General features: G+C 54.8%; 22 protein-coding genes, 1 tRNA gene and 2 rRNA genes (1 of these 25 running past the window's edge). 10 read left to right on the top strand and 15 right to left on the bottom strand.

The window, feature by feature from the left end; genetic code table 11:
* The first annotated feature begins 120 nt into the window (after window positions 1-120).
* From AS19_RS02650 to AS19_RS02635, 4 genes are all read left to right on the top strand, one after another.
* Window positions 121-1,368 (top strand): aspartate aminotransferase family protein, encoded by a 1,248-nt coding sequence (locus AS19_RS02650; protein WP_046961672.1) that lies wholly within the window; start codon window positions 121-123, stop codon window positions 1,366-1,368.
* A gap of 99 nt (window positions 1,369-1,467) precedes the next feature.
* On the top strand, window positions 1,468-2,439 hold the full coding sequence (locus AS19_RS02645) for a D-2-hydroxyacid dehydrogenase (RefSeq protein ID WP_011587794.1): 972 nt from the start codon (window positions 1,468-1,470) through the stop codon (window positions 2,437-2,439).
* A 77-nt stretch (window positions 2,440-2,516) separates the two neighbouring features.
* A complete protein-coding gene (locus AS19_RS02640) occupies window positions 2,517-3,938 on the top strand; it encodes an amidase (RefSeq protein WP_011587793.1) in 1,422 nt (473 codons plus the stop codon).
* Window positions 3,939-3,954: 16 nt separating this feature from the next.
* Entirely contained in the window at window positions 3,955-5,160 is a 1,206-nt protein-coding gene (locus AS19_RS02635) for a pyridoxal phosphate-dependent aminotransferase (RefSeq protein ID WP_046961671.1), read from the top strand.
* Window positions 5,161-5,293: 133 nt separating this feature from the next.
* Here AS19_RS02635 and AS19_RS02630 read toward each other — a convergent pair whose 3' ends face one another.
* The 10 genes from AS19_RS02630 to lptF form a co-directional block, all read right to left on the bottom strand.
* Window positions 5,294-5,794, bottom strand: coding sequence for a DUF2059 domain-containing protein (locus tag AS19_RS02630; protein ID WP_046961670.1), 501 nt, complete (start codon window positions 5,792-5,794; stop codon window positions 5,294-5,296).
* A 110-nt stretch (window positions 5,795-5,904) separates the two neighbouring features.
* A complete protein-coding gene (gene secF / locus AS19_RS02625; protein ID WP_011587790.1) occupies window positions 5,905-6,828 on the bottom strand; it encodes a protein translocase subunit SecF in 924 nt (307 codons plus the stop codon).
* A gap of 7 nt (window positions 6,829-6,835) precedes the next feature.
* Window positions 6,836-8,716, bottom strand: a complete 1,881-nt coding sequence (gene secD, locus AS19_RS02620) for a protein translocase subunit SecD (protein WP_041704835.1) — start codon at window positions 8,714-8,716, stop codon at window positions 6,836-6,838.
* Between the two features lie 184 nt (window positions 8,717-8,900).
* A complete protein-coding gene (yajC, locus tag AS19_RS02615) occupies window positions 8,901-9,263 on the bottom strand; it encodes a preprotein translocase subunit YajC (RefSeq protein WP_011587788.1) in 363 nt (120 codons plus the stop codon).
* 23 nt (window positions 9,264-9,286) lie between these two features.
* Entirely contained in the window at window positions 9,287-10,399 is a 1,113-nt protein-coding gene (tgt, locus tag AS19_RS02610; RefSeq protein WP_035460537.1) for a tRNA guanosine(34) transglycosylase Tgt, read from the bottom strand.
* Between the two features lie 70 nt (window positions 10,400-10,469).
* Window positions 10,470-11,549 (bottom strand): tRNA preQ1(34) S-adenosylmethionine ribosyltransferase-isomerase QueA, encoded by a 1,080-nt coding sequence (gene queA, locus AS19_RS02605; protein WP_011587786.1) that lies wholly within the window; start codon window positions 11,547-11,549, stop codon window positions 10,470-10,472.
* A 154-nt stretch (window positions 11,550-11,703) separates the two neighbouring features.
* The gene (locus tag AS19_RS02600; protein WP_011587785.1) at window positions 11,704-12,174 is read right to left on the bottom strand and encodes an RDD family protein; all 471 of its coding nucleotides are present in this window, start codon (window positions 12,172-12,174) and stop codon (window positions 11,704-11,706) included.
* 89 nt (window positions 12,175-12,263) lie between these two features.
* Window positions 12,264-12,350 (bottom strand) — tRNA-Leu (locus tag AS19_RS02595).
* 339 nt (window positions 12,351-12,689) lie between these two features.
* Entirely contained in the window at window positions 12,690-13,751 is a 1,062-nt protein-coding gene (gene lptG, locus AS19_RS02590; protein WP_011587783.1) for an LPS export ABC transporter permease LptG, read from the bottom strand.
* Window positions 13,748-14,866, bottom strand: a complete 1,119-nt coding sequence (gene lptF, locus AS19_RS02585) for an LPS export ABC transporter permease LptF (protein WP_101235016.1) — start codon at window positions 14,864-14,866, stop codon at window positions 13,748-13,750. The genes lptG and lptF overlap by 4 nt, the downstream gene beginning before the upstream one ends.
* 263 nt (window positions 14,867-15,129) lie before the next feature.
* On the opposite strand from lptF, the gene AS19_RS02580 reads away from it, so the two are divergent.
* The 5 genes from AS19_RS02580 to AS19_RS02560 all read left to right on the top strand — a co-directional run bounded on the left by AS19_RS02580 (window position 15,130) and on the right by AS19_RS02560 (window position 21,732).
* A complete protein-coding gene (locus AS19_RS02580) occupies window positions 15,130-16,599 on the top strand; it encodes a leucyl aminopeptidase (RefSeq protein WP_011587781.1) in 1,470 nt (489 codons plus the stop codon).
* Between the two features lie 70 nt (window positions 16,600-16,669).
* A complete protein-coding gene (locus tag AS19_RS02575) occupies window positions 16,670-17,089 on the top strand; it encodes a DNA polymerase III subunit chi (protein WP_035460462.1) in 420 nt (139 codons plus the stop codon).
* Window positions 17,090-17,112: 23 nt separating this feature from the next.
* Window positions 17,113-17,493, top strand: a complete 381-nt coding sequence (locus AS19_RS02570; RefSeq protein WP_011587779.1) for a hypothetical protein — start codon at window positions 17,113-17,115, stop codon at window positions 17,491-17,493.
* A gap of 143 nt (window positions 17,494-17,636) precedes the next feature.
* On the top strand, window positions 17,637-20,426 hold the full coding sequence (locus AS19_RS02565; protein ID WP_041704831.1) for a valine--tRNA ligase: 2,790 nt from the start codon (window positions 17,637-17,639) through the stop codon (window positions 20,424-20,426).
* 493 nt (window positions 20,427-20,919) lie between these two features.
* Window positions 20,920-21,732, top strand: coding sequence for a class I SAM-dependent methyltransferase (locus AS19_RS02560; protein WP_046961669.1), 813 nt, complete (start codon window positions 20,920-20,922; stop codon window positions 21,730-21,732).
* A gap of 21 nt (window positions 21,733-21,753) precedes the next feature.
* Here the strand turns inward: AS19_RS02560 and AS19_RS02555 are convergent, their stop codons facing one another.
* Together AS19_RS02555 and AS19_RS02550 are read right to left on the bottom strand one after the other, a co-directional pair.
* On the bottom strand, window positions 21,754-22,434 hold the full coding sequence (locus AS19_RS02555) for a TetR/AcrR family transcriptional regulator (RefSeq protein WP_035460458.1): 681 nt from the start codon (window positions 22,432-22,434) through the stop codon (window positions 21,754-21,756).
* Window positions 22,435-22,507: 73 nt separating this feature from the next.
* On the bottom strand, window positions 22,508-22,714 hold the full coding sequence (locus AS19_RS02550) for a DUF2061 domain-containing protein (protein WP_011587775.1): 207 nt from the start codon (window positions 22,712-22,714) through the stop codon (window positions 22,508-22,510).
* 198 nt (window positions 22,715-22,912) lie between these two features.
* Between AS19_RS02550 and yegS the strand changes: the two genes are divergently transcribed.
* Window positions 22,913-23,815, top strand: coding sequence for a lipid kinase YegS (yegS, locus tag AS19_RS02545; RefSeq protein ID WP_035460457.1), 903 nt, complete (start codon window positions 22,913-22,915; stop codon window positions 23,813-23,815).
* On the opposite strand, the gene AS19_RS02540 is transcribed toward yegS, so the two are convergent.
* The 3 genes from AS19_RS02540 to AS19_RS02530 form a co-directional block, all read right to left on the bottom strand.
* Window positions 23,807-24,346, bottom strand: a complete 540-nt coding sequence (locus AS19_RS02540) for a tyrosine-protein phosphatase (RefSeq protein WP_011587773.1) — start codon at window positions 24,344-24,346, stop codon at window positions 23,807-23,809. The genes yegS and AS19_RS02540 overlap by 9 nt on opposite strands.
* A gap of 359 nt (window positions 24,347-24,705) precedes the next feature.
* Window positions 24,706-24,821, bottom strand: a 5S ribosomal RNA gene (gene rrf / locus AS19_RS02535).
* 199 nt (window positions 24,822-25,020) lie between these two features.
* Window positions 25,021-26,487 (bottom strand): 23S ribosomal RNA (locus AS19_RS02530); it runs 1,424 nt beyond the window's last position.

Below are 26,487 nucleotides of genomic sequence, written 5' to 3'. Positions count from 1 at the left end.
ACCCGCGAGGCGTATTCCACGCTCCGCTGGCACAGAGTTGCACAGGTGGCGACAAAACAGTTCACCAAGGGCCACCGCAACAGACAACGACGGCAATGAGTAATTGAGAAAGGAGGCACCATGAGTCATTTGTCCCCCTTACTGGTTCAATCCAGCGGGATTTGCGCAGAGCGCGGTGAAGGAAGCTGGCTCTACGATGAACAGGGAAATCGCTGGCTGGACTTCACCTCCGGCATCGGCGTGACCTCCACCGGCCATTGCCACCCCAAAGTAGTCGCGGCAACCCAGGCCCAAGTTGCCAAGCTGGTGCATGCCCAATACGCCACGGTAACCCACCCCAGCATGCTGACTCTCACCGACCGGCTCTACGAACACTTGCCCAAAGGCTTGGATGCAATCGCTTTTTCCAACTCTGGCAGCGAATCCGTAGAGGCAGCCATTCGCCTGGCCCGCCAGGCCACCGGGCGCACCAATTTAATCGCTTTCCGAGGCGGCTTCCACGGTCGCACCCTCGCCGCCGCATCACTAACCACCTCCACCAGCAAGGTACGCACCGGTTGGCAACCGCTGATGGCCGGGGTCAGTATTGCGCCGTTCCCCCACGCCTATCGCTATGGCCAGGACATGGACCAATGCGTTACTGATTGCCTCAACGAGCTGGACCATATCTTCATCACCGAGTGCAATCCGGCAGATACCGCCGCGATGATCATTGAGCCGGTGCAGGGGGAGTACGGTTACTACCCCGCCTCTATTGCCTTCATGAAAGGCCTGCGCGAGCGCTGCGATAAATATGGCATTCTGCTGATTGCAGATGAAATTCAGGCAGGCTTTGGTCGCACCGGCAAGTTCTGGAGCCACGAACATTTTGCCGTTCAGCCAGACATGATTATCACTGCTAAAGGCCTAGCCAGCGGCTACCCTTTGTCTGCTATCGCCGCCAGTAAGGAGATCATGGCTCAGGGTTACCCCGGCTCTCAGGGTGGCACCTACGGCGCCAATGCGGTGGCCTGTGCCGCCGCATTAGCCACCCTAGACGTGATCGAGAAAGAGCAGCTGGTGTCCCGCGCAGACGCTCTCGGTCAGCAGTTACTTACTCACCTGCAAGGTCTGCAAAAACAGCACGATTGCATCGATGAAATACGCGGCATGGGCCTGATGCTGGGTCTTGAGATAGTCAGCGCCCCACACACGCCCGACGGGGAGCGTGCCGGAAAATTGCTCAAGCATTGCGAAAGCAACGGCATGCTAATGCTGCGCTGTGGCACCCACGGGCAGGTGGTACGCTGGTTGCCACCACTCACCGTCAGCGAAGCGGAAATCGAGCAGGCGGTCGCGCTATTCGATACCGCACTGAAAGAAACCTGAAAAACAGCTACAAGCGCTAAGCAGCAAGCGCGGGCGCAGATTCTGGAGTCCCTATGACTTTCCCCGCGTTGCCGCTTGTAGCAAGAGAAAGGAGCCCTGATGACCGAGACCACCATCACCGTGCTATTGGCCGAAGATGAACCCGCCCTGCCTGGGTTGGAGTCCCTAGAGGGCTTAGCTCGGGTTCAGGAAGCACGAACACCTGCGCAGTTAGAACGCGCACTATTGGAGACCGACATTCTGGTGGTCACCGATTTTCGCACCGATCTGCTGGCTGAAGTGTGGCCAGATGATTGCCCGGTGCGGTGGGTCCACGCTACCAGCGCCGGTGTGGATGCGTTAATGATCGACCCCATCAAGCACAGTGACATTGTGGTCACCAATGCCCGTGGCACCTTCGACCACGGCATCGCCGAGTATGTACTGGGCGCCTTGCTAATGTTCGCCAAAGACTCCTTCGGCAACCTTGCGCTGCAAGCTCAACACCGTTGGCAACACCGAGAAACCGCCATGCTACGCGGCGCCAATGCACTGGTGGTTGGCGCAGGCTCTATTGGCCGGGAAGTCGCCACATTATTGCGTGCTATGGGCATGCAGGTGGTAGGCACTGCCCGCAACGCTCGCCACGACAGTGCCTTTCATCGGGTACACCGCCAGCAGGATCTGCCTGCCCTGCTCTGCGATGCGGATTACGTTGTCATCACCGCACCACTGACGCCGGACACTCATGGTTTGTTTGACGACACCACCTTTCGCCAAATGAAGCCCGGTGCTGCACTCGTCAACGTGGGGCGTGGCCCCATTGTGCGCACGGAGGCTCTGCTGCGCGCCCTACAGCAAGGCCGGCTAGCCGGCGCGGCACTGGATGTGTTTGAAGAAGAACCACTCCCCCCCAACCACCCACTGTGGGATCAACCCAATGTCATGATTTCCGCCCATATGGCCGGGGATTTTATTGGCTGGCGACAGGCTTTGGGCCAGCAATTTGTCGATAACTTCCACCGCTGGCGCCGGGGCCAGCCACTGGACAACCCGGTCAACAAGGAACACGGCTATGTGAGTAATGCCTGACCCAGAATGCCAGACAAGGCGGTATAGCCTATACCTGGTGTCCTACTCAGGCAGTATCAAAATCAGGAGGATCGTCGATGAGCAAGGAACTACTGACCATGAGCGCCCAGGCGCTGAAAGCCGCTTACCAGGCCGGCGCCCTCTCCCCCGTGGAGGTTTGCAATACTCTGCTTGACCATATTGAGCGCCATGATGAGGCACTCAACGCCTGGTGTCTGATTGATCGAGACACCACCTTACAGTGGGCTCGCGACGCGGAGCAGCGATACCAGAACGGCACCGCTGAAGGCCTTCTCGACGGCGTCCCTGTGGCCGTCAAAGACGTGTTCCTCACGCCCATGTGGCCTACGCTGAAAGGGTCTAAAACCATCGACCCGGCCAGCACGCTGGAAAAGCGCTCCCCCGCCGTGGCCGCACTGGAACGTCATGGCTACGTACCGCTAGGCAAAACCACCACTCCGGAATTTGGCTGGAAAGGGATTACTGACAGCCCCCTTTGTGGTCCCACCAACAACCCTTGGGACCCAAGCAAAACCTCCGGCGGCAGCAGTGGCGGCAGCGCCGCCGCAGTATCCGCCGGTATGGTACCGCTGGCACTAGGGACCGACGCGGGCGGATCCATCCGTATTCCCGCCGGGTTCTGCGGCATCGTCGGCCACAAACCCACATTCAGCGAAGTTCCTCACTGGCCCGCCAGTCCTTTCGGCACCCTGGCACACGCGGGTCCTATGACCCGCTCCGTGGCTGATGCCGCGTTGATGATGACCGTAATGAGTGAGGCTGACGCCCGCGACAGCCTAGCCGCGCCGCGCCGCGGCATTGATTATGTAGCTGCGCTACAACAGCCAATGAAAGGTCTGCGTATCGCCCTAAGTACCACCCTAGGTTACGTGGACGTCAATCCTGAAATCGAAAAGGCCACCCGCGAAGCGGCCCGGGTTTTCGAATCCTTAGGCGCCACCGTCAGCGAAGTGGATCCGGGATTCAGCAACCCTCTTGCAGCTTTCAGTCACCTATTTTATAGCGGCGCCGCCAACGCCATGCGCGACTTAGGTGAACGCCAGCGCAGCCTAATGGACCCTGCTCTGGTCGAAGTAGCAAGCAAAGCGGAAAAGCTAAGTATGTTGGACTATCTCGGCGCCATGAATGAACGCATGGCGGTGAGTGAACGGATGGCCCTATTCCATACTAAATACGACCTGCTTATCACCCCCTGTCTGCCTATCGAGGCATTCGACACCAACCGGGAAGTGCCCGTGGACTGGCCCAGCACCCGTTGGCCCACATGGACGCCCTTCACCTACCCCTTCAACATGACCGGTCAGCCAGCCCTGTCTGTCCCGCTGGGGCTCAGCAGCAATGGCCTACCCATGGCGCTACAGATTGTGGGGGCCCGCTTCGACGATGCCCGAGTGCTCGCCGCTGGCCACGCCTTCGAGCAGGCACAGCCGTTTGTGCACCTCCCCCCTCTGCTGGATGAACTGCTGAAAGGCGCCTAAGGAAAGGAGATCTTTAATGGGAAACAGCAATCTGGACACAGATTTCTACGAAAGCGAAGACCCCATCTGGAACCCGGCCCTGCTGACCATTCCAGTGCCAGGTATCCGTCGTATGGTGAACTTGGCCGCGGACATGGATGATGTCATTCATTTATCCATCGGTCAGCCCGATTTCAAACCGCCAGAGCATGTAATTCAGGCCGGGGTGGACGCACTTTATGCTGGCCAGACCGGTTACACCATGGATGCGGGCCTACCCGAACTACTGGACTCTTTGGCTGAGTATTACAGCAAGCGGTACCAGCGCACCCTAGTGCCGGAAAACTTCTTAGTCACCACCGGTGCCACCGAAGCTCTGTATCTGGCATTAACCGCCACCTCGGCGCCCGGCCGAGAATTCATCGTGCCGGACCCCTCTTTCATGCTCTATGGCCCACTGATCCGCATGAACGGCGGCATCGTGCGCAGCATTGCCACCCGTGCCGAGAACAATCACCAACTGGATCCGCAGGAGGTCATTGATGCCATGGGCCCCAACACCTTTGCGGTGATCCTTAACTCACCCAGTAACCCCACTGGCACCATCTACCCGCGGGAAACCATTGACGCCATTGTCGAAGAAGCCGCCTACCGTGGCATCCATGTGATCAGCGACGAGGTCTACGACCATCTAATTTACGATGGAAAAGATTACCCTAGCGTACTCTCCAGCTGCCCAGACTTGGACCATGTCATGGTCATCAGCAGCTTCTCGAAAACCTTCTCCATGGCGGGCATGCGTGTTGGCTGGCTCATTGGCAGCCAAGGGGCGATTAAAAAACTACGCCGCTACCATATGTTCACCACCACCGTTGCCAACACCCCCTGCCAATGGGCCGGCGTTGCGGCCCTGCGTGGCAGCAATCAATTCATCGACAACATGGTAGAGGAGTATCAAGGTCGCCGAGATCGGTTGGTAGAACTAGTAGAGCAAACGCCGCACCTAACCGGCTACAAACCCGACGGAGCCTTCTACCTTTTCCCTTCATTACCGGAAGGGGTTGATGGCGCGAACGTGGCCCTGAAACTACTGCGCGAAACCGGGGTCTGTACTATTTCTGGCGATACCTTTGGGGACGCAGGCCGAAATGCCCTACGTATCAGTTATTCCACATCATTGGATCAGATAGAAGAAGCCTTTAGCCGAATTATTCCCTGGATGGAAAAACAGAACTTCAGCTGAGTTAAAAACTGCAGGCCGGGTTGGGCGAATTGCCATACCATACCGGCCTGCATTCTTTCTCTCGCACATGCCGGTTTACCCCCACAGCGAAGGAGCCACACAGCCGAACCTTTCTTATTCAGCCACATTAGTTTTATTGCTTTTGCACTTCAGTATGAGCCAGCTCAGCTTCCATATCAGAGAACATTTGCCGCAAGGACGGCATCACATGCTGCATTTGCCGCTGGGAAATCTGCACGGACTCTGCCATCACTTTCGGCATCTTTTTCATGATCGCTTGACCACTTTCTGACTGATAGAAGGTGGCCATATCCTGCATCTCTTTCTGCGAAAAAGTCCGTTGATAAATATCCAGCATCTGTGCCTCCATGGCACCCCAATTTAATCCTTCATCAAGAATACTTTGCACACGCTTTTTATAACGTTCCACCATGCCCTTTTTATCAGCAGGAATTGTTTTCGCTAACGCCTGGTCGGTCATACTTTCTATTTGCTTGCGCGCTTCAGTAAAAATGGCTTTAGCGTTACTGGCCACTAAAACCTCTTTTGCTGCTGCAACCTTACCTCCCGGCTCTTCACCGTGTACGGCTACCGACACCAAAGACAGCAATATTATCGTTAAAAAAGTTTTCATTGCTTGCTCCACTTATTGCGCTATTTCCACCGCCAACCCAAAAACAAAAAGGCCGTGACAACGTCACGGCCTTTCACTATCGATTAACCACTATTAACGATCCATTACCGTTACGGCATTTCATCCACTTCTTCCGGCTCCGGAATCATAAAGTCTTCCTTGCTGACCTTCATCATGAAGAGGATGTTGCTCACCACATAGATGGACGAATAGGTACCCACTAAAACCCCCACCAGCAATGCCTCAGAGAAAGCTCGCATCACTTCGCCACCAAAGAAGTACAACGCCACCAATACCAGCAAAGTAGTAACCGAGGTGTTAATCGTCCGGGTAAAGGTCTGGTTCACCGCACCATTAATGATAGCCACCGGATCCGTCTCCCGGGTACTGCGAAAATCTTCCCGTATCCGGTCAGCCACCACGATGGAGTCGTTAAGCGAGTAACCGATCAGCGCCAGCACCGCCGCCAGCACCGTCAGGTCGAAAGGCCACTGAATCAGTGCAAACAACCCCAGCACAATGATCACATCGTGAAACAGTGCAAGTACGGTAGCTACACCGAACTTGTTGGAGAACCGAAACCACACGTACAGCATCATCAAGCCAAGGGCCAATAGCATGGCGGTGCCGGATTCATCACGAAGTTCGTCACCCACCTGAGGACCAACAAACTCTACTTTCAGTAGTTCCAGATCTGCATTGTGCTCTTTAAGCACATTGAAGACATTCTGGCCGACTTTATCCGCATCCGCATCGTCCTTGGGTGCAACACGGATATTCACCTCCTTAGGTGAGCCGTAATGCTGCACAACGGCATCGCCGAAGCCGGCCTCAGTAAGATCATCACGGGCTTGGGACAGCTCCACATCTGTCGGGCTTTTCACCACGACCGTCGTACCACCGGTAAAGTCCAAGCCCAGGTTGAGCCCTCGGGTCAGCAACAATACGACGGAAATAATTACCAACGCCAGCGACAGAACACCCAGCGGTTTGCGGGCGGCCATAAAATTGATGTTCATGGGTGCTTTACTCATAACCGCCTCAGATGCTCAATTTGCTCGGGGCGCGAGCGCCTCGACCGTAAATCATTTCTGCCATGGCACGGGTACCGATAATCGCCGTGAACATGGAGGTGAGGATGCCAATGAACAAGGTCACCGCAAAACCCTGTACCGAACCGGTCCCTGCTGCAAACAAAATCACCGCCACAATCAGGGTCGTAATGTTGGCATCAAGAATAGTGGTAAATGCACGGGCGTAACCTTCTTCGATAGCCTGGCGTGGACTCAGACCCCGGCGCAGATCTTCACGAATACGTTCGAAGATCAGAACGTTAGCGTCTACCGCCATACCCACCGTCAGTACGATCCCGGCAATACCCGGCAGAGTCATGGTAGCGCCGGGAATCAACGACATAACACCAACAATGATTACCAAGTTACCGAGCAGCGCCACATTAGCAATCAAGCCAAATACTTTGTACCAAAGCACCATGAAGGCCAGCACTAATGCCAGCCCTAAAGCCATGGACTTAAGGCCCGCTTCAATATTCTCCGCGCCCAAGCTCGGCCCAACCGTACGCTCTTCAACGATACTCACCGGCGCAGCCAGTGAGCCGGCACGCAGCAGCAGTGCCAATTCGGAGGCTTCCGCCGGGTTATCCAGCCCGGTAATCCGGAAACGGCTACCCAGGGTGCTCTGAATAGTCGCCACGTTGATGACGTACTTATCAGTGCTGCTGGTCATCTGCTCAACGCTGTTGCCGTCTTCGTCGATCACCTTTTTCACGTCGGTCTTGGTTTCGATGAACAGCACCCCCATGGGGTTACCCACGTTCTTGCCGGTAACACGCTGCATACGGCGGGCGCCATCGGAATCCAGTGTTACGTTGACTTCCGGTTGACCGTTCTGCTGATCAAAGCCCATCTTGGCGTCAATCACCTGATCCCCGGTGGCAATGCTGGACTTGTTCAAGGCCACTATCCGGCCTTCTTGCCCCTTGAACGGAAAAAACTCCAACCCCGGCGGCGCCATGCCAGAACGTAGGCGAGCGGAGGACACGCTATTGTCCACCAAACGAAACTCCAGCGTCGCGGTGCGGCCCAAAATCCGACGCGCGGTGGCCGCGTCCTGGATGCCTGGCAGCTGCACTACGATACGGTCTGCCCCCTGACGCTGAACCACCGCTTCCGCCACACCCAGTTCGTTCACCCTTTTGTTCAAAGCGGTGCGGTTCTGGTCTACGGCGTAGTCCTGCATTTCTTTCAGGGCCGTTTCGTTCAGGGTCATAACAATTCTGGGGCTATCTCCGGCCGGTTGCATGGCCAGCTTGTCCAGCGCCTGGCGCAATGGCGCCCGCGCTGCATCTGCAGCAACCTGATCTCCAAAGGTGGCGATCAGGGTTGTGCCATCCACAGACACCTCGCGATAACGCACCCCTGCGTCACGCAGGGTCAACTTAGCGGTGCCTTCCCAGGCTTCCATGCGGCTCTTCACCACCGAATCCATGTCCACCTGCAGCAAGAAGTGAACCCCGCCACGCAGATCCAACCCCAAATTCATGGGGCTAGCGCCGATATCACGCAACCACTGAGGAGTGGTTGCCGCCAAGTTCAACGCCACCACATAATTATCGCCCAAAGTAGACGCTGCAATATCCTTGGCGCGAAGCTGAGCTTCGGTATCGTTCATACGCACCAGCAATGAACTACCAACAACCTCACCGTCTCCATGGGCCAGGCCGGCGGCATCCAGGGCACTTAATACGCGCTGCCTAGCCACAGCCGACACTTCGCCACCAGCCTCGGAATGACTGATCTGAATCGCAGGCGCATCCGGGTACAAATTAGGAAGCGCATAAAGGCTGCAAACAACGAGTGCAGCCATAAGCAGGAAAAATTTCCAGCGTGGATAGCGGGTCATAGTTCTTTCCAGTAGTGCCGATTTCTTAATCATAAACAGTGCATTAAACGCCTAAAAAAGACATCAACGGGCCTTGATCGGAGCAACCCACAAGGCGTATATGATTAATTAATCGCTCGATACATTGGATTTTGCTGACGTCAAAAACAGCAAAGGCCCCGCACAAGACGGGGCGGCTGTTCTTCTAGATCGATTTAATCGTGCCTTTGGGCAGGGTCGCCTGAACGCTGCTTTTCTGCAGTTTAATTTCCAGGTTGTTGCTGATTTCTACCACTACAAAATCATCGGTAACTTTCGCCACTTTGCCCAGAATACCGCCACTGGTCACTACTTCATCACCCTTACTCAAGCTTTGGACCAAGTTTTTGTGTTCCTTGGCACGCTTCTGCTGGGGACGAATCAGGAAGAAATAGAAAACCACCATCATCACTACCAGCATGATTAGCTCTACACCGCCCGGGCCAGCAGGGGCAGCAGGAGCTGCAAACGCCGGAGAAACCATGGCCGCAGCCATCAGGGCCAACAGGGAACGCATTGCGATGTTCATTAATTACTCCAATCAATAAATAGCTACAGCGCCGGGGTTTGTTGACCTCGGGCTGCATAAAAGTCGTCCACAAAGGCGGACAATGTACCCCCTTCAATGGCCCCCCGCAATCCAGCCATCAACCGCTGGTAATACCGCAGGTTATGGATAGTATTGAGCTGGGAGCCCAGCATTTCATTGCACCGATCCAGATGGTGCAAATAGCTGCGGGAGAAATTCTGGCAGGTATAACAGTCACACTCTGCCTCCAGAGGAGCCAGATCATGGCGGTGCCGGGCATTCCGAATTTTCACCACCCCTTCGGCGATGAACAGGTGGCCATTGCGGGCATTGCGGGTAGGCATCACGCAATCAAACATGTCCACCCCCCGGCGTACCGCCTCAACAATATCATCCGGCTTACCCACGCCCATCAAGTAACGGGGGTGGTCTTCCGGCATATGCGGGGTCAGATTACCCAGCGTTCGTAACATCTCGTTCTGGGGCTCGCCCACACTCAAGCCACCTACCGCGTAGCCGTCAAAGCCAATATCCACCAGCCCGGCCAGGGATTCGCGGCGCAGATCATCATACATGCCACCCTGCACGATACCGAAACAGGCGGCATCATTGCCTTCATGGGCGTCTTTTGAGCGCTTCGCCCAGCGCAGGGACAGCTCCATGGAATCACGGGCCTGTTTTTCAGTGGCCGGGAAAGGAGTGCATTCATCAAAGATCATGCAGATATCGCTGCCCAGCGAGCGCTGTACCTGCATGGCTTTTTCCGGGCTCAGTTCAACCTTGTCACCATTGATAGGGTTTCTGAACACCACGCCCTGCTCGGAAATCTTGCGCATCTCACCAAGGCTGAACACCTGAAAGCCGCCGGAATCCGTCAAGATCGGTTTGTCCCACTGCATAAAGCCATGCAAGGAACCGTGAGCCTCAATGACTTCAGTGCCCGGGCGCAGCATCAAATGGAAGGTGTTTCCCAGACAAATCTCGGCGCCAGTATCGGCAAGATCCCTAGGCAGCATGCTTTTCACCGTGCCATAGGTGCCTACCGGCATAAAGGCCGGCGTTTGAATGGTGCCGCGGGGAAACGTAATTTCACCACGGCGGGCAGCACCGTCGGTGGTGCTGAGCTTGAACGTCATTCGGGACATGGATAAGCGCTCACTTGCATGCGCCACGCAATACGCAGCACGCCAAAAAAGGAAATCTTGGTCATTCGTCAGCTCCGCTTTTCACGTGCTGGGTATTGCGTGATGCCGGCTGCGTTCCCTCAATAAACATGGCATCGCCATAACTGAAAAACCGGTATTGGGCCTCAATGGCCGCCCGGTAGGCGCCCATGATCCGATCTCGGCCGGCGAACGCACTAATCAGCATCAGCAGTGTCGATTTAGGCAAATGAAAGTTGGTCACCAAAGCATCCACCAAGCGGAACCGGTAACCAGGAAAAATAAAGATATCCGTTTCACCCTGACCAGCGTGCAAACCACCTGACTGACTGGCCGCTTCCAGCGCACGCAGCGCAGTAGTGCCTACCGCCACCACTCGACCGCCCCGAGCATGAGCCTGGGCCACCTGCTCCACTAGCGAACCGGGAATCTGGTAACGCTCACTGTGCATATGGTGGTCTTCCACTTTATCCACACGCACCGGCTGAAACGTCCCTGCGCCCACATGAAGAGTGACAAAACCGATATCAACCCCGCGCTGTTCCAAAGCCGCCAGCATCGCATCATCAAAATGCAGACCGGCCGTCGGAGCCGCAACAGCCCCCGGCTCGCGAGCATACACCGTTTGGTAGCGTTCCATATCACCGTCCTCATCTGGGCGGTCGATATAGGGAGGCAGTGGCACATGGCCAATCAGTTCCAATGCGCTCAGAAGAGTGTCACAGCCGTTTCCTGGCAACGAGAAGTGCAGGATAAACAGAGCACCCCGGCGCCCTGTTACCTGGGCACGAATGCCTTTAGCAAATTCCAACCAGCTACCGGGTTTCGGTGACTTGGAGGCGCGCACGTGGGCAAGCGCTTCATGATCATCCACCACTCGCTCTATCAACACTTCTACCTTGCCGCCACTTTCCTTCTGGCCAAACAACCGGGCAGGAATGACGCGGGTATCGTTGAAGATCAATAGATCACCGGGGTGCACATGGGAGAGCAAATCAGGAAACTGCTGATGCTCAAGCGCATCGCAGGTAAGCGCCAACAAACGCGCATCACGGCGTTGCGCAGGCGGGTGACGGGCGATTAACCTGTCGGGGAGCTCAAAATCAAAATCGTCGACATTCACGTACTGTACCGGCACGGAAATTAAAGGGGCCGCAAGGATACTCGCTATCCGGCCGGGAAAAAATACCTGTATCCACTACAGAAAGCGCAAAATTCACCTAGAGCGCTCATAACCTTCTCAGTAATCCCTACTAAATTTTTGATGAAGAAGGCAGTCAGGTTTTGGACTTTTTCGGTAACTGCACCGTCGCCGTAGCAGACAAGCGATCGTGCAGCGCTTGATGCGGCGCAATCAGCACCACCAGATAGCCAGCCCCGAATAAGCTCCAAGAGAGGCAAGCGCCCAAGAAACGTGCCAGGGTTTGCCAGAACTTCACCGGACCGCCACGGTAATCGCGCACCTGCAGCCGCCAGGCTCGCATCCCCAGGGTTTGTCCTCCGCGCATCCAGAACCAGGCGTAGAACAACCAGGTTTCCACCAACAACAGGGGCAGCAGGATCCCCTTCAGATAGTCCGGTGCTGCGCGGGTGACACCGTTTATATCTTCCATTGGCAACCCTGTTTTAGGATAGACCAACACGAAGATACCCGTGGTCACAAACCACAAGGCCAACACCAGAAAGCCATCATAGACCAACGCCATCAAGCGTTTAAGCAAACCAGCGGGCGGGGCATAGTCGGTCATGACGCTCTCCTGGGCAGACTGTTTGAGCTAGCGAGGGCCAGAAACGCCCGACATAAAAAAGCCCGCTAGAAGCGGGCTTTTTTATTGTTTGGTACCAGAGGCCGGACTTGAACCGGCACGCCCGTGAAGGCAACGGATTTTGAATCCGTCGTGTCTACCAATTCCACCACTCTGGCAGTGGGGCGCGAGTATACCAGCCCTTCACAGCTTTTCCAGCCTTTACATTCATCGAACGCAATTTTGATTGCCATCACGTCATCCCGACGGCCTGAATTGAGGCCAACTTTGTGAAGGACAGCGACATTGGCATCCTCAATTCACAGGGGATGCAACGCGGGCTCCGCCAGCATCGAATGCACGCAACCGCTGGTCAACCGCAAAGCGAGCATGCTCCAGTTTCAGCTAGTCGTCATTATCGATGAAGTGATAGATCACATGATCACAGGGGTGGCGCATCGTTCATTGGCCCCTGCGTGGGCACATCCATGTGGCCAGGTGCCCGCTAGCCGGTCACATCAACGCACTCGCTGCAACAACCAGATCCCCAGCACCAAACACAATGACGGGGGAAGAATAGCGGCTAGCAACGGGTCAGTATGAAATACCAGCGACAGTTGGCCAAAGAATTGCTGGCCGTAGTGGAAAATCAGCCCAGCCACGATGCCTGCCGTCAATCGCAACCCCATGGTCACTTCTCGAAGGGGGCCGAACACAAAAGAAATAGCGATTAGCACCATGCCGATAGTCGCCAATGGCATGAACAGTTTCTGCCAGAAACTGAGCATGTAGTCTGCCGTTTCCAAACCTTGCCGTTTCAGATAACGGGTATATTCCAGCAACTTCACTAACGCCAAGTTGTCGGGCTTAAGCACCACAATACTCAGCAACTGCGGGGTCAGCTCCGTTTGCCATTCCCCCTGATCTTTCTGGTAAGTCTCGACATGATCAGCAAACAACCGGGTGCCTTGAATACCTTCCAATGACCAGGATTCTCCCTGATAGATAGCCCGATTCACGTACTGGGTTTCCGTCAGCTTCTGCCCATCGCTGAAACGGTAACGGGTCAAACCGTGCAACACCCCATTGGGCTGCACCGCATTGATATGAATAAACTCCGGCCCTTCCCTGTGCCAATAGCCGTATTTGGAGCGCAAGGCTTCACCGCCCCCCTCGGCCATGGAACGATTACTCTGCGCCACCTGCTCACTATAGGGGGTGAGATATTCACCCAGCGGAATAGACAAGATGATCAGCACCAACACCGGACGCAGCACCAGCCAGCTCACCTTCAGGGTAGACACGCCCGCCGCTCGAATCACCGACAGTTCACCACTGTTCGCTAGTAAGCTCAAACCAATCAGGGTGCCTAACAGAATCGCCATAGGCATGTATTCGTAAAATCGTCGCGGTGTGGTGGTCAGAATAAACTGCAAGGCCTCCATCACCTGATAGTTGCCCCGCAGGAACTCTAGTTCATAGATAAAGCCGAACAAACAATCCAGCCCGACGATAATAAACAGAATGGCCAAGGTCGGAATCATCACCGCCCGCCAAAAGTAACGCTTGAGCAATTTCATGGGCGCGCCCTCCGCCGGAATAGGCGAGCGCCGAAATAAAGGAGGAAGACAACTAGCCCCGCACTCACATGGATCCAGACCATGCTCAAGTACCAGGGCAGCACCCCCTTGTGATCTTCAATGGCACTGCGGCATACCAGCAACATGCCCACATAAAGCATGTAACCTAATACGGCCGGAATTAATCGATAGAAACGCCCTTGTCGGGGATTAACCCTCGCCAAGGGGATCGCCGCCAATGCCATGATCGGAACGGTGAGGATTAGCGAGATGCGCCACTGCAGTTCAGCCAGTGCCTCTTTGTTGTCGGCCTGCTGCTCCATCAATTCTTGGGTGGAGCGGCCACGCACCTTGGGCGGACGACTATCGGTTTTTTCGCCACCAATACGAACCCGGGCTTCCTTGAATCCCACTTCCTTATAATCCAGCTGCCCGGGCTTACCCTGATACTGAAGACCATCGGTCAGCAGCAGATAACTGATGCCATCTTCCACCACCAGCTTGCCGCTTTTCGCCCAGACAGTTAACAACCTTCCTGCCCCACCTTGGCTTTCAAAACGCGCATCGGCCACAAACACATTTTCCAGCACGCCTTTTTCCCGGTTCAAATGCTCCGCGTAAGTAGCACGCTGGGAATCACTGGAGCCTTTTACGTGAAAACGGCCCGGGGTGAGCAATTCCAGCACCGACCGGTCCTTTTGTTCTTCAAAAATCCGGTTTACTTCTGCGTCCCCCCGCGGGGTCACATAGAGTGAAAACATGCCTACCAGCATGGTGGCCATCAATATGGGCACCACCAACGAGCGCACCACACGGCCATTGCCCTGCCCTCCGGCCTGTAACACCACCATTTCGTTATCCATGTGCATACGCCCCAACACCAACAACAGGGCGACATACAAACTTAAGGGAACGATCATTTGCAGAAATTCCGGCATTCGGAATGCCATCACTAGGAACAAAGCATCGGCAGCGATTTGACCGGCGGCGGCCTCTGCTAAATATTTGATAAAGCGGCCACTGACCAGCACCATTACTAGAATAAAGGTGACCAGCACTGTGGTCATAAACACTTGCCGGTTAATATATCGATGAAGAATCAAAGGAAGGCCCACTCATTGCTGTCTGCAAAACGTGCCGAGCAGAATAAAGGCAGGCAGGTGGCCCGCAGCGCGGCACACACCGCCGGGCAAAAACGCCTGCGGCAGCAGTGAATGCCGCCTAGTGTAACTGAGAGCTAGACAAAGGTGATAATTCCCTTTCAATTAGGTGGTCGCCTGGGCTCCTTCGCAGATTGCGTTTCCTTGCGTGACGGCCCACTATTTCCTTTATTTATCGGGTGAATCGCGCCCCACCCTTTTATCAATTTGGAGAAAGCATGGACTTCGCAGTAAGCAACAGGCCCTTGGAGAAAAGCAAAGCAGATGCGCTAGTGGTATTGCTAGGCAAAAAAAATGACCTTCCTCAGGCCTTGCCCTCCGCCACTCGCGAGCAAATTAGTCAGTTCACCAAGGCCGGCGATTTCAATGCTAGCAAGGGGCAGCTTGTTTGGTTGCACGCGCCCCAAGACCTTAACGCTGACCGCCTGCTGCTGGTCGGCACCGGTGATAGCCCACTCAGCGACCAAGGCTGGCTCTCATTGGTACACAAGGCCACCAAAACCTTGGCCAGCTCTCCGGTTAAGCAGGCTATGTGGCTGCTTGATGACACACACACACAAACACTGGAGTGGCAAGTCCGCGAAGGCAGCCGTGTAGTAGAAGAAAGCACCTACCGTTTCGACAACTACCGTAGCAAGCCGGCACCGGCCAGCAACCTAGCCAAACTGACCTTCTGGCATGCCGAGAAGGACACTACCCTTACGAAAGCACACAAAACAGGCAAAGCCGTGGGCCTTGGGGTCAACGTAGCTCGAGATTTGGGCAATTTGCCTCCCAACGATTGCTACCCGGAATATCTGAGCGGGGTAGCTCGGGATCTGGGCAAAGAATATGAAAAGCTTACGGTGAAAGTATTGAGCCAGGCTCAGGCAGAAAAAATGGGCATGGGAGCCTTCCACGCGGTAGCCAAAGGCTCCGAACGCCAGGGCCAAATCATTGTGATGGAATACAAGGGCGCCAAACCCACCAAGCAAGGCCCGGTTGCCCTGGTCGGCAAAGGGATCACCTTCGATACCGGCGGCATTTCTCTAAAGCCCGGCGCCACCATGGATGAGATGAAATATGACATGGGCGGCGCTGCCAGTGTTTTCGGCTCAGTAAAAACTGTGTGCGAACTGGACCTGCCTATCCATCTAGTTGCCGTCGTGGCAGCGGCGGAAAACATGCCCGATGGCCGCGCCGCTCGCCCGGGAGATATCGTCAAAACCCTATCCGGCCAGACCGTGGAAATTCTCAATACCGATGCTGAAGGTCGACTGGTACTGTGCGACGCGTTGACCTACGTGCAGCAAAAACACAAACCACACACAGTCATCGACATCGCCACCCTGACCGGCGCTTGCGTTGTCGCCCTCGGCGCCCACGCCCAGGCAGTCTACTCCAACGACGATGACCTCAGCGAAGCTCTGCTCGCCGCGGGTAAAGAAACCGGCGACCGCGGCTGGCCGATGCCCCTGTGGGATGAGTACCAGGGCCAGCTGGACAGCCCCTTTGCCGACATGCAAAACATTGGCGGCCCCAAAGCAGGCTCCATCACCGCCGCCTGCTTCCTCTCCCGCTTCACCAAAGAAGTAAAATGGGCGCATCTGGATATCGCCGGCACCGCCTGGATCAGCGGCGGCATGAGCAAAGGCGCCACCGGTCGCCCTGTGCCTATGCTTACACGGTATTTGATGGACAACGCCTAATGCTAGGCACCGAACGCCTGGCACAACACTATGCGTCAGGCGTTTGGCGTCAGCCGCTAGGCTTTTACCTATGACTGAAGTCACTTTCTATCTCAGCAGTAAAGTCGGGGAGGGCGTTCGCCAGGCTCTGGCTTGGCGGATTGCCGATAAAGCGCTGAAACAGGGCCGGCAAGTCTATGTGCATTGCCAAAATGAGGCCCATGCACGGCAGCTGGACGCGCAATTCTGGCAATCTCCCCCAACAGGCTTCTTGCCCCACGCACTAAGCAGTGAAGGTCAGGCTCCGGTATTACTCGGATTCGGTGACGACCCAGGCCATCAGCACGATGTACTGATCAACCTGAGCGATGGAGTGCCCGACTTTTCCTCCCGCTTTCAGCGGGTGGCCGAAATGATCAGCGGCGATGAAGCCGAACGACAACAGGGCCGGGAACGTTTTCGTTTCTACCGGGACCGAGGCTTCCCCGTCACCACCCATGAACTTGGCTGACCACTACTGCGAGCAACACGGCTATGAGCGACAACAAGGAAACGGCAAAGCACGCCTTGCTCAAAGAACTGGATGATGTCCAGTCCTTGCTGGACGATGCTGAGCCGCCGCTGCTACAAGCATCTGCAGAGGCAACCCCGCCGGAGGCTCAACGAATACGGCAGCTTGCCAGCGAACGGACCAACCCGTTCTTAGACCGCACCGCTAACCAACACGCCCCCACCCTCAGTGGGCCATCGATTTCCACTCCCGCTCAGCAAACAACAGCAACAGCACGCCCAACGTTGACCAACCGTGACATTGATAACGCCATTGATGAACTAGTGGCCGAGGCCCTGCCCAAGCTGGAAAAAGCCCTACGTTTGAAGCTGCGCGCCGCCCTGCGAAGGAATGCCAGAGGCTAATCGCTCTACAAACTTTCTGGGGGCAAGCGTTTTTCTTTTCAGGCGTCTGGCAGCCTAGGTAAGGGGTTTTCCTACAACCCGCGACGAACCCGCCCCGCTTCGCTATAATTCGCCCTCATTTTTTCTGGTTAGAAGCGGTGATCATGGACAAAACCTACCAACCCGATCGCATTGAGCAGTCTTGGTACGAAAACTGGGAACAAGCCGGTCATTTCAAGCCGAGCGGCCAGGGTGACCCGTTCTGCATCATGATCCCGCCCCCCAATGTGACCGGCAGCTTGCACATGGGCCACGCCTTCCAAGACACCATTATGGATACCTTGGTCCGCTACCGCCGCATGCAGGGCCGCAACACCCTCTGGCAGGTGGGCACCGACCACGCCGGCATCGCCACCCAAATGGTGGTAGAACGCAAATTGGCCGGCGAAGGCACCAACCGTCACGAGCTAGGCCGTGAGAAATTTCTGGACAAGGTCTGGGAATGGAAAAGGGAATCCGGCGGCACTATTACCCGCCAGCTGCGTCGCATGGGCGCCAGCGTAGACTGGACTCGTGAACGCTTCACCATGGACGACGGTCTGTCTAACGCCGTGCGCGAAGTGTTTGTCCGTCTGCACAAGGAAGGCTTGATTTACCGCGGCAAGCGGCTGGTCAATTGGGATCCAGCCCTGCACACCGCCATCTCCGACCTAGAAGTGGAGAACGTGGAAGAGCAAGGCCACATGTGGCACTTCCGCTATCCGCTGTCTGATGGCTCCGGGCACCTGGTGGTCGCCACTACACGCCCGGAAACCATGCTCGGTGATACCGCCGTAGCCGTTCATCCGCAAGACCCACGCTACAAGGACATGATCGGTAAGAGCATTCGCCTGCCGCTAGCTGACCGCAATATCCCTATTATTGCCGATGACTACGTAGACCCGGACTTCGGCTCCGGCTGCGTGAAAATCACCCCGGCCCACGACTTCAACGATTACGAAGTGGGTAAGCGCCACGACCTGCCGATGATCAATATCCTGACCATCGATGCCGCGCTGAATGACGAAGTGCCGGAAGGCTATCGCGGCTTGGACCGTGTAGAGGCCCGCAAAAAAGTAGTAGACGATCTAGATGCCTTAGGGCTGCTGGAAAAAGTGGACGACCACACCCTACAGGTGCCCCGTGGTGATCGTTCCGGTGTGGTTATCGAACCCTACCTGACCGACCAGTGGTTTGTCGCCGTAGAAGAGCTGGCCAAACCGGCCATTGCCGCCGTGGAAAATGGCGACATCCAGTTCGTCCCCAAAAACTATGAGAACATGTACTTCTCCTGGATGCGCGATCTGCAGGACTGGTGTATCTCCCGCCAACTGTGGTGGGGCCATCGCATCCCCGCCTGGTACGATGCCGACGGCAACGTCTATGTGGGCCGCGACGAAGAAGAGGTCCGAGCAGAAAATAACCTAGGCGATACCCCCCTGAGCCAGGATGACGATGTCCTAGATACCTGGTTCAGTTCCGCCCTGTGGACCTTCTCCACTCTGGGCTGGCCGGATGACACTGACGCCCTGCGCACCTTTCATCCCACCGATGTACTGGTAACCGGCTTCGACATTATTTTCTTCTGGGTTGCCCGGATGATAATGATGACTCTGAAGTTCACCGACCAAGTGCCTTTCAAGAAGGTCTATGTTCATGGTCTGGTCCGCGACAATGACGGCCAGAAAATGTCCAAGTCGAAAGGCAACGTGCTTGATCCGCTGGACATGATTGACGGGATCACCCTAGATGCGCTGATCGACAAGCGCACCAAGGGCCTGATGCAGCCGCAGAAAGAAAAACAAATCACCAAGCGCACTAACAAAGACTTCCCTGACGGCATCAACCCCTACGGCACCGACGCTCTGCGTTTTACCTTCCTGTCTCTCGCTTCCACTGGCCGGGACATCAAGTGGGACATGGGCCGCATAGAAGGCTACCGGAATTTCTGTAACAAAATCTGGAATGCAGCCCGCTATGTAATGATGAATACCGAAGGGGAAGACTGCGGCATCGACACCGATAGCGAAGTGGAACTATCTCTGGCAGACCGTTGGATTATCTCCGCCTTACAGCGGGCCGAACTGGAAGTCAGCGAAGCACTAGACAGCTTCCGTTTCGACGTGGCCAGCCACGCCGCCTATGAATTCATCTGGAACGAATACTGCGATTGGTATCTCGAGCTATCCAAGCCGGTACTGTGGGGTGACGAGTATTCCGATGCCCAAAAACGCGGCACACGCCGCACCCTAGTGACCGTACTGGAAGCCATCCTTCGCATGGCCCACCCCTTTATGCCATTCATCACTGAAGAAATCTGGCAAAAAGTCGGACCACTGGCGGGCAAGGCGTCGGCGGCAGGTAAAGGCGAAAAAACCGACACCATCATGTTACAGCCCTTCCCGGCCAGCGAACCCGCCAAAATCGATACCAATGCGGAAACCGGTGCAGAATGGGTAAAAGCGGTTATTAGCGCGGTACGTAACATCCGTGGTGAGATGGGCATTCCACTAGGCAAGGCACTGCCGATTTATCTGCATAATGGTAAAGACTCCGACAAGGCCCTGCTGGACGCCAACCGAGTCTTCCTCTGCAAACTGGCCAAACTGGAATCCATTACCTGGCTGACCGCAGAGGATTCCGCCCCCGCCTCTGCCACCGCCCTAGTCGGCGACATGGAAATTTTGGTCCCCATGGCCGGGCTGATCGACAAGGAAGCAGAGATCGAGCGTCTTTCTAAGGAAATCGAGAAACTACGCAAGGAAGTGGGCCGCGCCGAAGGTAAATTAAAGAATCCTAAGTTTGTCGATAAAGCGCCACAGGCCGTGGTAGACAAGGAAAAAGCCAAACTGGACGACTATCGTTCACAACTGGCCAAGCTTGAAGAGCAGCTGGAAAAAATCAAGTACCTGTAAAGCCCGCCATTATGGCGATTACGCTGCATCTTCTTCTCACCTGCGCACAGGAAGCCTTCGCCAGCGAAGGCTTCCGCAGGGCGGAAGTGGATACCATCGCAATCGAGCCGATCTAGACAAAACCACCATCTATACGCTGCTTGCCTCCTAGGAAGCACTACCGCTACCGCTCGTAGAAGGGAACCGAAGACCAGCTGCGCGCCCTCCCTCTGAGCTAATCAGTATAGTATTGCCTGCCCTTGGCGCGGCCGACGAACCTGCGCCAGCACCTAGTTTATGGAACCAAACGCACCCTTTGCCGATGTTTTTTAAGCGAACGTTATAAAGAAGGCTATTTCGTTGCTCTGCCCACTCGCGATACGATGCTGATAATAGTGAACTGGATGGCCGGAGCCACCTACCGTGAGCGAACACTCACAGCAGAGAGGAGCTTCGAATAACAAACCGCAGATCACAGGAACGCGTGTTGACCCGTGACATCATAGGAGAAATCATGCGCATCACGTTTGTTCTAGCTGCGGTTCTGGCTTTTTCCCCGCTATGCGTTGCATACACCCAGGCCGACAGCTTGGACGATACTCTTGACGCTCCCCACCGCACGTCAGCGGAAAAGGCCCGTGACTCTTACCGCCACCCGGCCAAGACCCTTCGCTTTTTCAACGTAGAAGCCGACATGGCCGTGGTGGAAATCTGGCCTGGCTCAAAGGGGTGGTATACCGCCATTCTGGCGCCTTATCTGCGCGACAATGGCACTTATTATGCTGCCCAATTTCCGCCGGATAGCAACATCCCGTTTTACCAACGTTCACTGATCCAGTTTAAAACCCGCCTGGCCAAGCAGGACGAGATTTACAACAAGGTTCGCATTACCCACCTTTATCCCCCTGTCTACAATGACATTTCCCCAGCAGGCACAGTCGACCGGGTTCTCACTTTCCGCAACGTGCATAACTGGGCAAAATCCGGCAAGGGGGAAGCCGCCTTCAAAAGCTTTTACAAGGCTCTCAAGCCGGGCGGAGTGCTGGGCGTAGTGGAACATCGGGCACCAGAAGTACGCCCACTGGAAAGGCAAATCGAAACGGGATATATGAGCGAGGGGTATGTCATCGCCCTTGCCGAGAAGGCCGGTTTTACACTGGTGGATCGATCAGAGATCAATGCCAACCCGAAGGATCAGATCAACCACCCTGCCGGAGTCTGGACACTTCCCCCCACTCTACGACTCGGCGACAAGGACAGGGAAACCTATGAAGCAATCGGGGAAAGTGACCGGATGACACTGAAGTTTCTCAAGCCGGAGCATTGAACCAATCCAACCGGAGTCTTACTACGCGGGGCGCTCCAACATGCTTGGCGCAGCCTTTCCCAGCACCAAGGATTCAGTCACACCCACCGCGACCCGCAAGCACAGGTCCAGTCGCTGCTGGGAAAAGCCGCCATCGTCGAAAATATAGAGTGAGTAGTTCTCTAACATCCACAACACTGTCAGGAAAACTAACGGCTCGTAATCCTTCCCCGTATAACGGTTAATCTGAACAGCTAGGACTTCAGATGCCAAGGTTTGGGCACGGATGCGGTGAGGCGCCAGAGCTGAATCAGAAGAGCGAGCCTCCTCCATCATCAACTTGATTACCGGGCCCATACTCACATGGTGATCAAAATAAACCTTAGTGGTATTACGAATGATATCGTTCACAGATGAGGCCTGCTTCACCTCTCTGTGAAAATGCAGCATCATATTATCCACAAAGATACGATAGATGCTTTCCAGCACATCCATCTTGTTGCGAAAGTATTTGTAGAACGTGCGTCGAGATACATTAGAGGCATCTAACAAATGCTGTACCGTGGTTCGCTGGAGCCCACGAATAGCAAACACCTGCATTGAGTGAATCAGAATTTCAGCCCGAGCCTGAGAGCGCTGCCCTCCTTCTTCGAGGGCATGAACTTCCAACACTTGATTCACCACCTGGCGAATCGCATCTATGTCGCTGCTTGGTCTCTGCACGTGACGCCCCTTAAAATCTATAGCCTTCGGTAGCTTAACTAACGGCCCTAGCAGAGTAAACATTGAGTTTATCCTAAACCATAATCGCTCCGCTCACCGGGGCAGGGTCAGCCTTCTTGTTAGTCTTCCAGATTTTTTCATGAAAGTGGTAGGCCACGGTATTCACACAAGGCTCAACCAAAGCCGTCAAACCACCAATACGCCAGTCACCTGTCATGGCCCAAACGACCAAGAACGCCACTGAAATATGCATTACTCCGAAACTAATTGTCTTAGTCATGACATACCCTCCAATTGAAGCCCATCATGCCTCACTCCATTCGCATAGCATAAAGCTCTTGATAAATAGCATCGATAGACACATCAAATAGCAAACAATCGCTAACCATCAAGGATTGTTAACTTACTTATCCTGGTCCTGCATCAAAGCAGCCGCATGCTTTATTCTATGGCACCAGTCAACGACAGAGTTCTCCCCATGAGCAAGAAAGCCTTACTTATCCTTCACGGCAAGCAGGCCGACAACCAGTCCGTTCGCAATGCGGTCATTGACTGGCGTAACCAGGGCCATGAGTTAGCCGTCCGCGTAACGTGGGAGGGGGGCGACGCGGAACGCTATGTCCGCGAAGCGCTCGATAACGGCTTCAAAACGATTATTGCCGGCGGCGGAGACGGCTCGGTACGTGACATCACCCAAGCACTGATGGAAAACGGTAATAGCGAACTGGAACTAGCGATTATCCCGCTCGGCACGGCCAACGACTTTGCCACGGCTGCAGAAGTTTCGGAGGAGCCCGCCGACGCCTTGTCATTGCTTAATAGGCCTGCTCAGCCGTGTGATGTAATCCGAGTAAATAACCATTATTTTCTCAACATGGCCACCGGCGGTTTCGGCACAGAGGTCACCACACAAACGTCCGAAGAGTTGAAAAAAATGCTTGGCGGTGCAGCCTACTTGCTTACCGGCCTAACTCGGTTTTCGGAAATTGAATCCGCCAAAGGTCACTTCAAAGGAGAGGATTTTGAATGGGAAGGTGATTTTCTGGCTCTCGGCCTAGGCAATGGCCGGCAAGCCGGAGGTGGGCAACGCCTGTGTCCAGACGCCCTGGTCAACGATGGGCTCTTCGATGTCGCCATCCTGCCCGCAGACATGGATCTACTCGCTGGAGTGAAAGAGCTGTTCGACAGTGAAGCGCGACAAGATCCCGACCAAGAAGGGCTTTTTGTTCGTACCCGACTTAGCGAAATGAAAATTGAAACTCCAACGCCCATGAACCTGAACCTGGATGGTGAACCAATTCAGAATACAACTTTTCAGATTCAAGCCATTCGCAATGCGCTGCGCCTTTACCTGCCCGAGGGCTGTCCACTGTTAGGCTGAAGCCTTGTGCGCACGGCCACAGAGCTGAATAAACTCTCGGACCTTTTGTCGCCGTCTATCTAGTTTGTGGCCATATAGTGGAAAGTGCTGCCATACCGCCATCTCGGTTACCCCATAACAGCGAGTCGCCACTGCTACCACCATCATCCCTGTACGAATCACCCCCATCTCACAATGCACCAAGCAGCGGCTGTCTGCCCGACCCAACTCTTCAATAAATGCCACAATTTGAGCCTCAGTTGGCGGTGTATCCTGCGCCATGGGGATATTCACAAGCTTCACTCCATGCCGGCGACAATAATCCAACTGTTTAAAGTACCAACCGTTTTTACTGTACTCCGACTCAAGGCGTAGATTAACAATTGTGTTAACGCCCAAAATACGATGCATGATTCGTATACCGATAGGCCCCAAGGTTCCGCTACGGTAAAGTTTTCTCCGTTCCACCACACGAAAGTGGTACATCAGCTTACGATAGCGATAGATAACTAACGCAAGAACAGAGATAACAATGGCGATATACAACAGCATGACGAAGACTCCCGGCATTGAAGGTAAGCGAATAATGCCGGGCGATGTTGGCAGAGTGATTACAGGGTAATCATTACTGCTCCGGCTAAGCTACGAGGGCGACGCGAGAAGGCATGTTTGAAGCAGGATATAAAAGCCCGCTAGGAATGGCATCTATAGGTATGCGGGCCCTCCGCTGAGGATAGCCTACAAACAGAGCGTGACAAGAACGGTTGGGGAGCGCCTAAAGCACTGGTGACGATTGAGTGATTCGGGTGGGGCTTGCATCGATAGTTATAATTTGATTTTAGGCTGCCCGGACAGGCGCCAATAAAAAAACCCCCGCCACTGACGCGACGAGGGTTTTTCTGTATTTAAGAGCCTGACGATGACCTACTCTCGCATGGGGAAGCCCCACACTACCATCGGCGATGTACTGTTTCACTTCTGAGTTCGGCATGGGATCAGGTGGTTCCAATACTCTATGGTCGTCAGGCAATCTGGTTTGGTTTTCCTGATTAAATCAGGAGGACCAAATAGGTTGCCTTCCCGGTGTTTTACCTAGGTAAATACTGCACACCGGCAAAGCCAAATTGGGTAACGAGAAGTTTGCTATTCAACTGCAAGGTTAGTTATCTCTCACACCGTATCTTTGCGTTACCTGGCGATAAGCCGAGTAACTGCTTTGGTGTTATATAGTCAAGCCTCACGGGCAATTAGTACTGGTTAGCTTCACGCCTTACAACGCTTCCACACCCAGCCTATCAACGTTGTGGTCTTCAACGGCCCTTCAGGGGAATCAAGTTCCCAGGGAGATCTCATCTTGAGGGAGGCTTCCCGCTTAGATGCTTTCAGCGGTTATCCCGTCCGAACGTAGCTACCCGGCAATGCCACTGGCGTGACAACCGGAACACCAGAGGTTCGTCCACTCCGGTCCTCTCGTACTAGGAGCAGCTCCTCTCAAATCTCCAACGCCCACGGCAGATAGGGACCGAACTGTCTCACGACGTTCTAAACCCAGCTCGCGTACCTCTTTAAATGGCGAACAGCCATACCCTTGGGACCGGCTTCAGCCCCAGGATGAGATGAGCCGACATCGAGGTGCCAAACACCGCCGTCGATATGAACTCTTGGGCGGTATCAGCCTGTTATCCCCGGAGTACCTTTTATCCGTTGAGCGATGGCCCTTCCATACAGAACCACCGGATCACTAAGACCTGCTTTCGCACCTGCTCGACTTGTAAGTCTCGCAGTCAAGCACCCTTCTACCTTTACGCTCGTTGCACGATGTCCGACCGTGCTGAGGGTACCTTTGTGCTCCTCCGTTACTCTTTGGGAGGAGACCGCCCCAGTCAAACTACCCACCACACAATGTCCCCGATCCCGATAAGGGACCTAGGTTAGAACCTCAAACATGCCAGGCTGGTATTTCAAGGACGACTCCACAGTAACTAGCGTCACTGCTTCAAAGTCTCCCAGCTATCCTACACAAACAGGTTCAAAGTCCACTGTGAAGCTATAGTAAAGGTTCACGGGGTCTTTCCGTCTAGCCGCGGGTACACAGCATCTTCACTGCGATTTCGATTTCACTGAGTCTCGGGTGGAGACAGCGCCCCCATCATTACGCCATTCGTGCAGGTCGGAACTTACCCGACAAGGAATTTCGCTACCTTAGGACCGTTATAGTTACGGCCGCCGTTTACCGGGGCTTCGATCAAGAGCTTCGCCGAAGCTAACCCCATCAATTAACCTTCCGGCACCGGGCAGGCGTCACACCCTATACGTCCGCTTACGCGTTTGCAGAGTGCTGTGTTTTTAATAAACAGTTGCAGGGGCCTTTTCACTGCGACCGCCGATAGCTCAGAGAGCAAGTCTCATCACCTTCAGCGGCGTACCTTCTCCCGAAGTTACGGTACCACTTTGCCTAGTTCCTTCACCCGAGTTCTCTCAAGCGCCTTAGAATACTCATCCCAACCACCTGTGTCGGTTTGGGGTACGGTTCCTTATAACCTGAAGCTTAGAAGATTTTCCTGGAAGCATGGCATCAACCACTTCCCGGTCACAAAGGACCAGTGGTCTCGACTCTCAGCCTTAAGGTGCCGGATTTGCCTAACACCTCAGCCTACAGCCTTTCCCCGGGACAACCAACGCCCGGTAGGCAT

The organism is Alcanivorax sp. NBRC 101098, from assembly GCF_001010505.1.
In the GTDB taxonomy this organism is placed as follows: domain Bacteria; phylum Pseudomonadota; class Gammaproteobacteria; order Pseudomonadales; family Alcanivoracaceae; genus Alcanivorax; species Alcanivorax borkumensis.
The sequence above is the reverse complement of the archived record's forward strand: the minus strand, read 5'-3'. Positions and strand labels throughout refer to the sequence as shown.

Bases quoted from the DNA above. Each gene is read 5' to 3' on its own strand.
- AS19_RS02650 (WP_046961672.1), top strand. From the start codon at position 121: ATGAGTCATTTGTCCCCCTTACTGGTTCAATCCAGCGGGATTTGCGCA.
- AS19_RS02645 (WP_011587794.1), top strand. From the start codon at position 1,468: ATGACCGAGACCACCATCACCGTGCTATTGGCCGAAGATGAACCCGCC.
- AS19_RS02640 (WP_011587793.1), top strand. From the start codon at position 2,517: ATGAGCAAGGAACTACTGACCATGAGCGCCCAGGCGCTGAAAGCCGCT.
- AS19_RS02635 (WP_046961671.1), top strand. From the start codon at position 3,955: ATGGGAAACAGCAATCTGGACACAGATTTCTACGAAAGCGAAGACCCC.
- AS19_RS02630 (WP_046961670.1), bottom strand. From the start codon at position 5,794: ATGAAAACTTTTTTAACGATAATATTGCTGTCTTTGGTGTCGGTAGCC.
- secF (WP_011587790.1), bottom strand. From the start codon at position 6,828: ATGAGTAAAGCACCCATGAACATCAATTTTATGGCCGCCCGCAAACCG.
- secD (WP_041704835.1), bottom strand. From the start codon at position 8,716: ATGACCCGCTATCCACGCTGGAAATTTTTCCTGCTTATGGCTGCACTC.
- yajC (WP_011587788.1), bottom strand. From the start codon at position 9,263: ATGAACATCGCAATGCGTTCCCTGTTGGCCCTGATGGCTGCGGCCATG.
- tgt (WP_035460537.1), bottom strand. From the start codon at position 10,399: ATGACGTTCAAGCTCAGCACCACCGACGGTGCTGCCCGCCGTGGTGAA.
- AS19_RS02600 (WP_011587785.1), bottom strand. From the start codon at position 12,174: ATGACCGACTATGCCCCGCCCGCTGGTTTGCTTAAACGCTTGATGGCG.
- lptG (WP_011587783.1), bottom strand. From the start codon at position 13,751: ATGAAATTGCTCAAGCGTTACTTTTGGCGGGCGGTGATGATTCCGACC.
- AS19_RS02580 (WP_011587781.1), top strand. From the start codon at position 15,130: ATGGACTTCGCAGTAAGCAACAGGCCCTTGGAGAAAAGCAAAGCAGAT.
- AS19_RS02575 (WP_035460462.1), top strand. From the start codon at position 16,670: ATGACTGAAGTCACTTTCTATCTCAGCAGTAAAGTCGGGGAGGGCGTT.
- AS19_RS02570 (WP_011587779.1), top strand. From the start codon at position 17,113: ATGAGCGACAACAAGGAAACGGCAAAGCACGCCTTGCTCAAAGAACTG.
- AS19_RS02565 (WP_041704831.1), top strand. From the start codon at position 17,637: ATGGACAAAACCTACCAACCCGATCGCATTGAGCAGTCTTGGTACGAA.
- AS19_RS02560 (WP_046961669.1), top strand. From the start codon at position 20,920: ATGCGCATCACGTTTGTTCTAGCTGCGGTTCTGGCTTTTTCCCCGCTA.
- AS19_RS02550 (WP_011587775.1), bottom strand. From the start codon at position 22,714: ATGACTAAGACAATTAGTTTCGGAGTAATGCATATTTCAGTGGCGTTC.
- yegS (WP_035460457.1), top strand. From the start codon at position 22,913: ATGAGCAAGAAAGCCTTACTTATCCTTCACGGCAAGCAGGCCGACAAC.
- AS19_RS02540 (WP_011587773.1), bottom strand. From the start codon at position 24,346: ATGCTGTTGTATATCGCCATTGTTATCTCTGTTCTTGCGTTAGTTATC.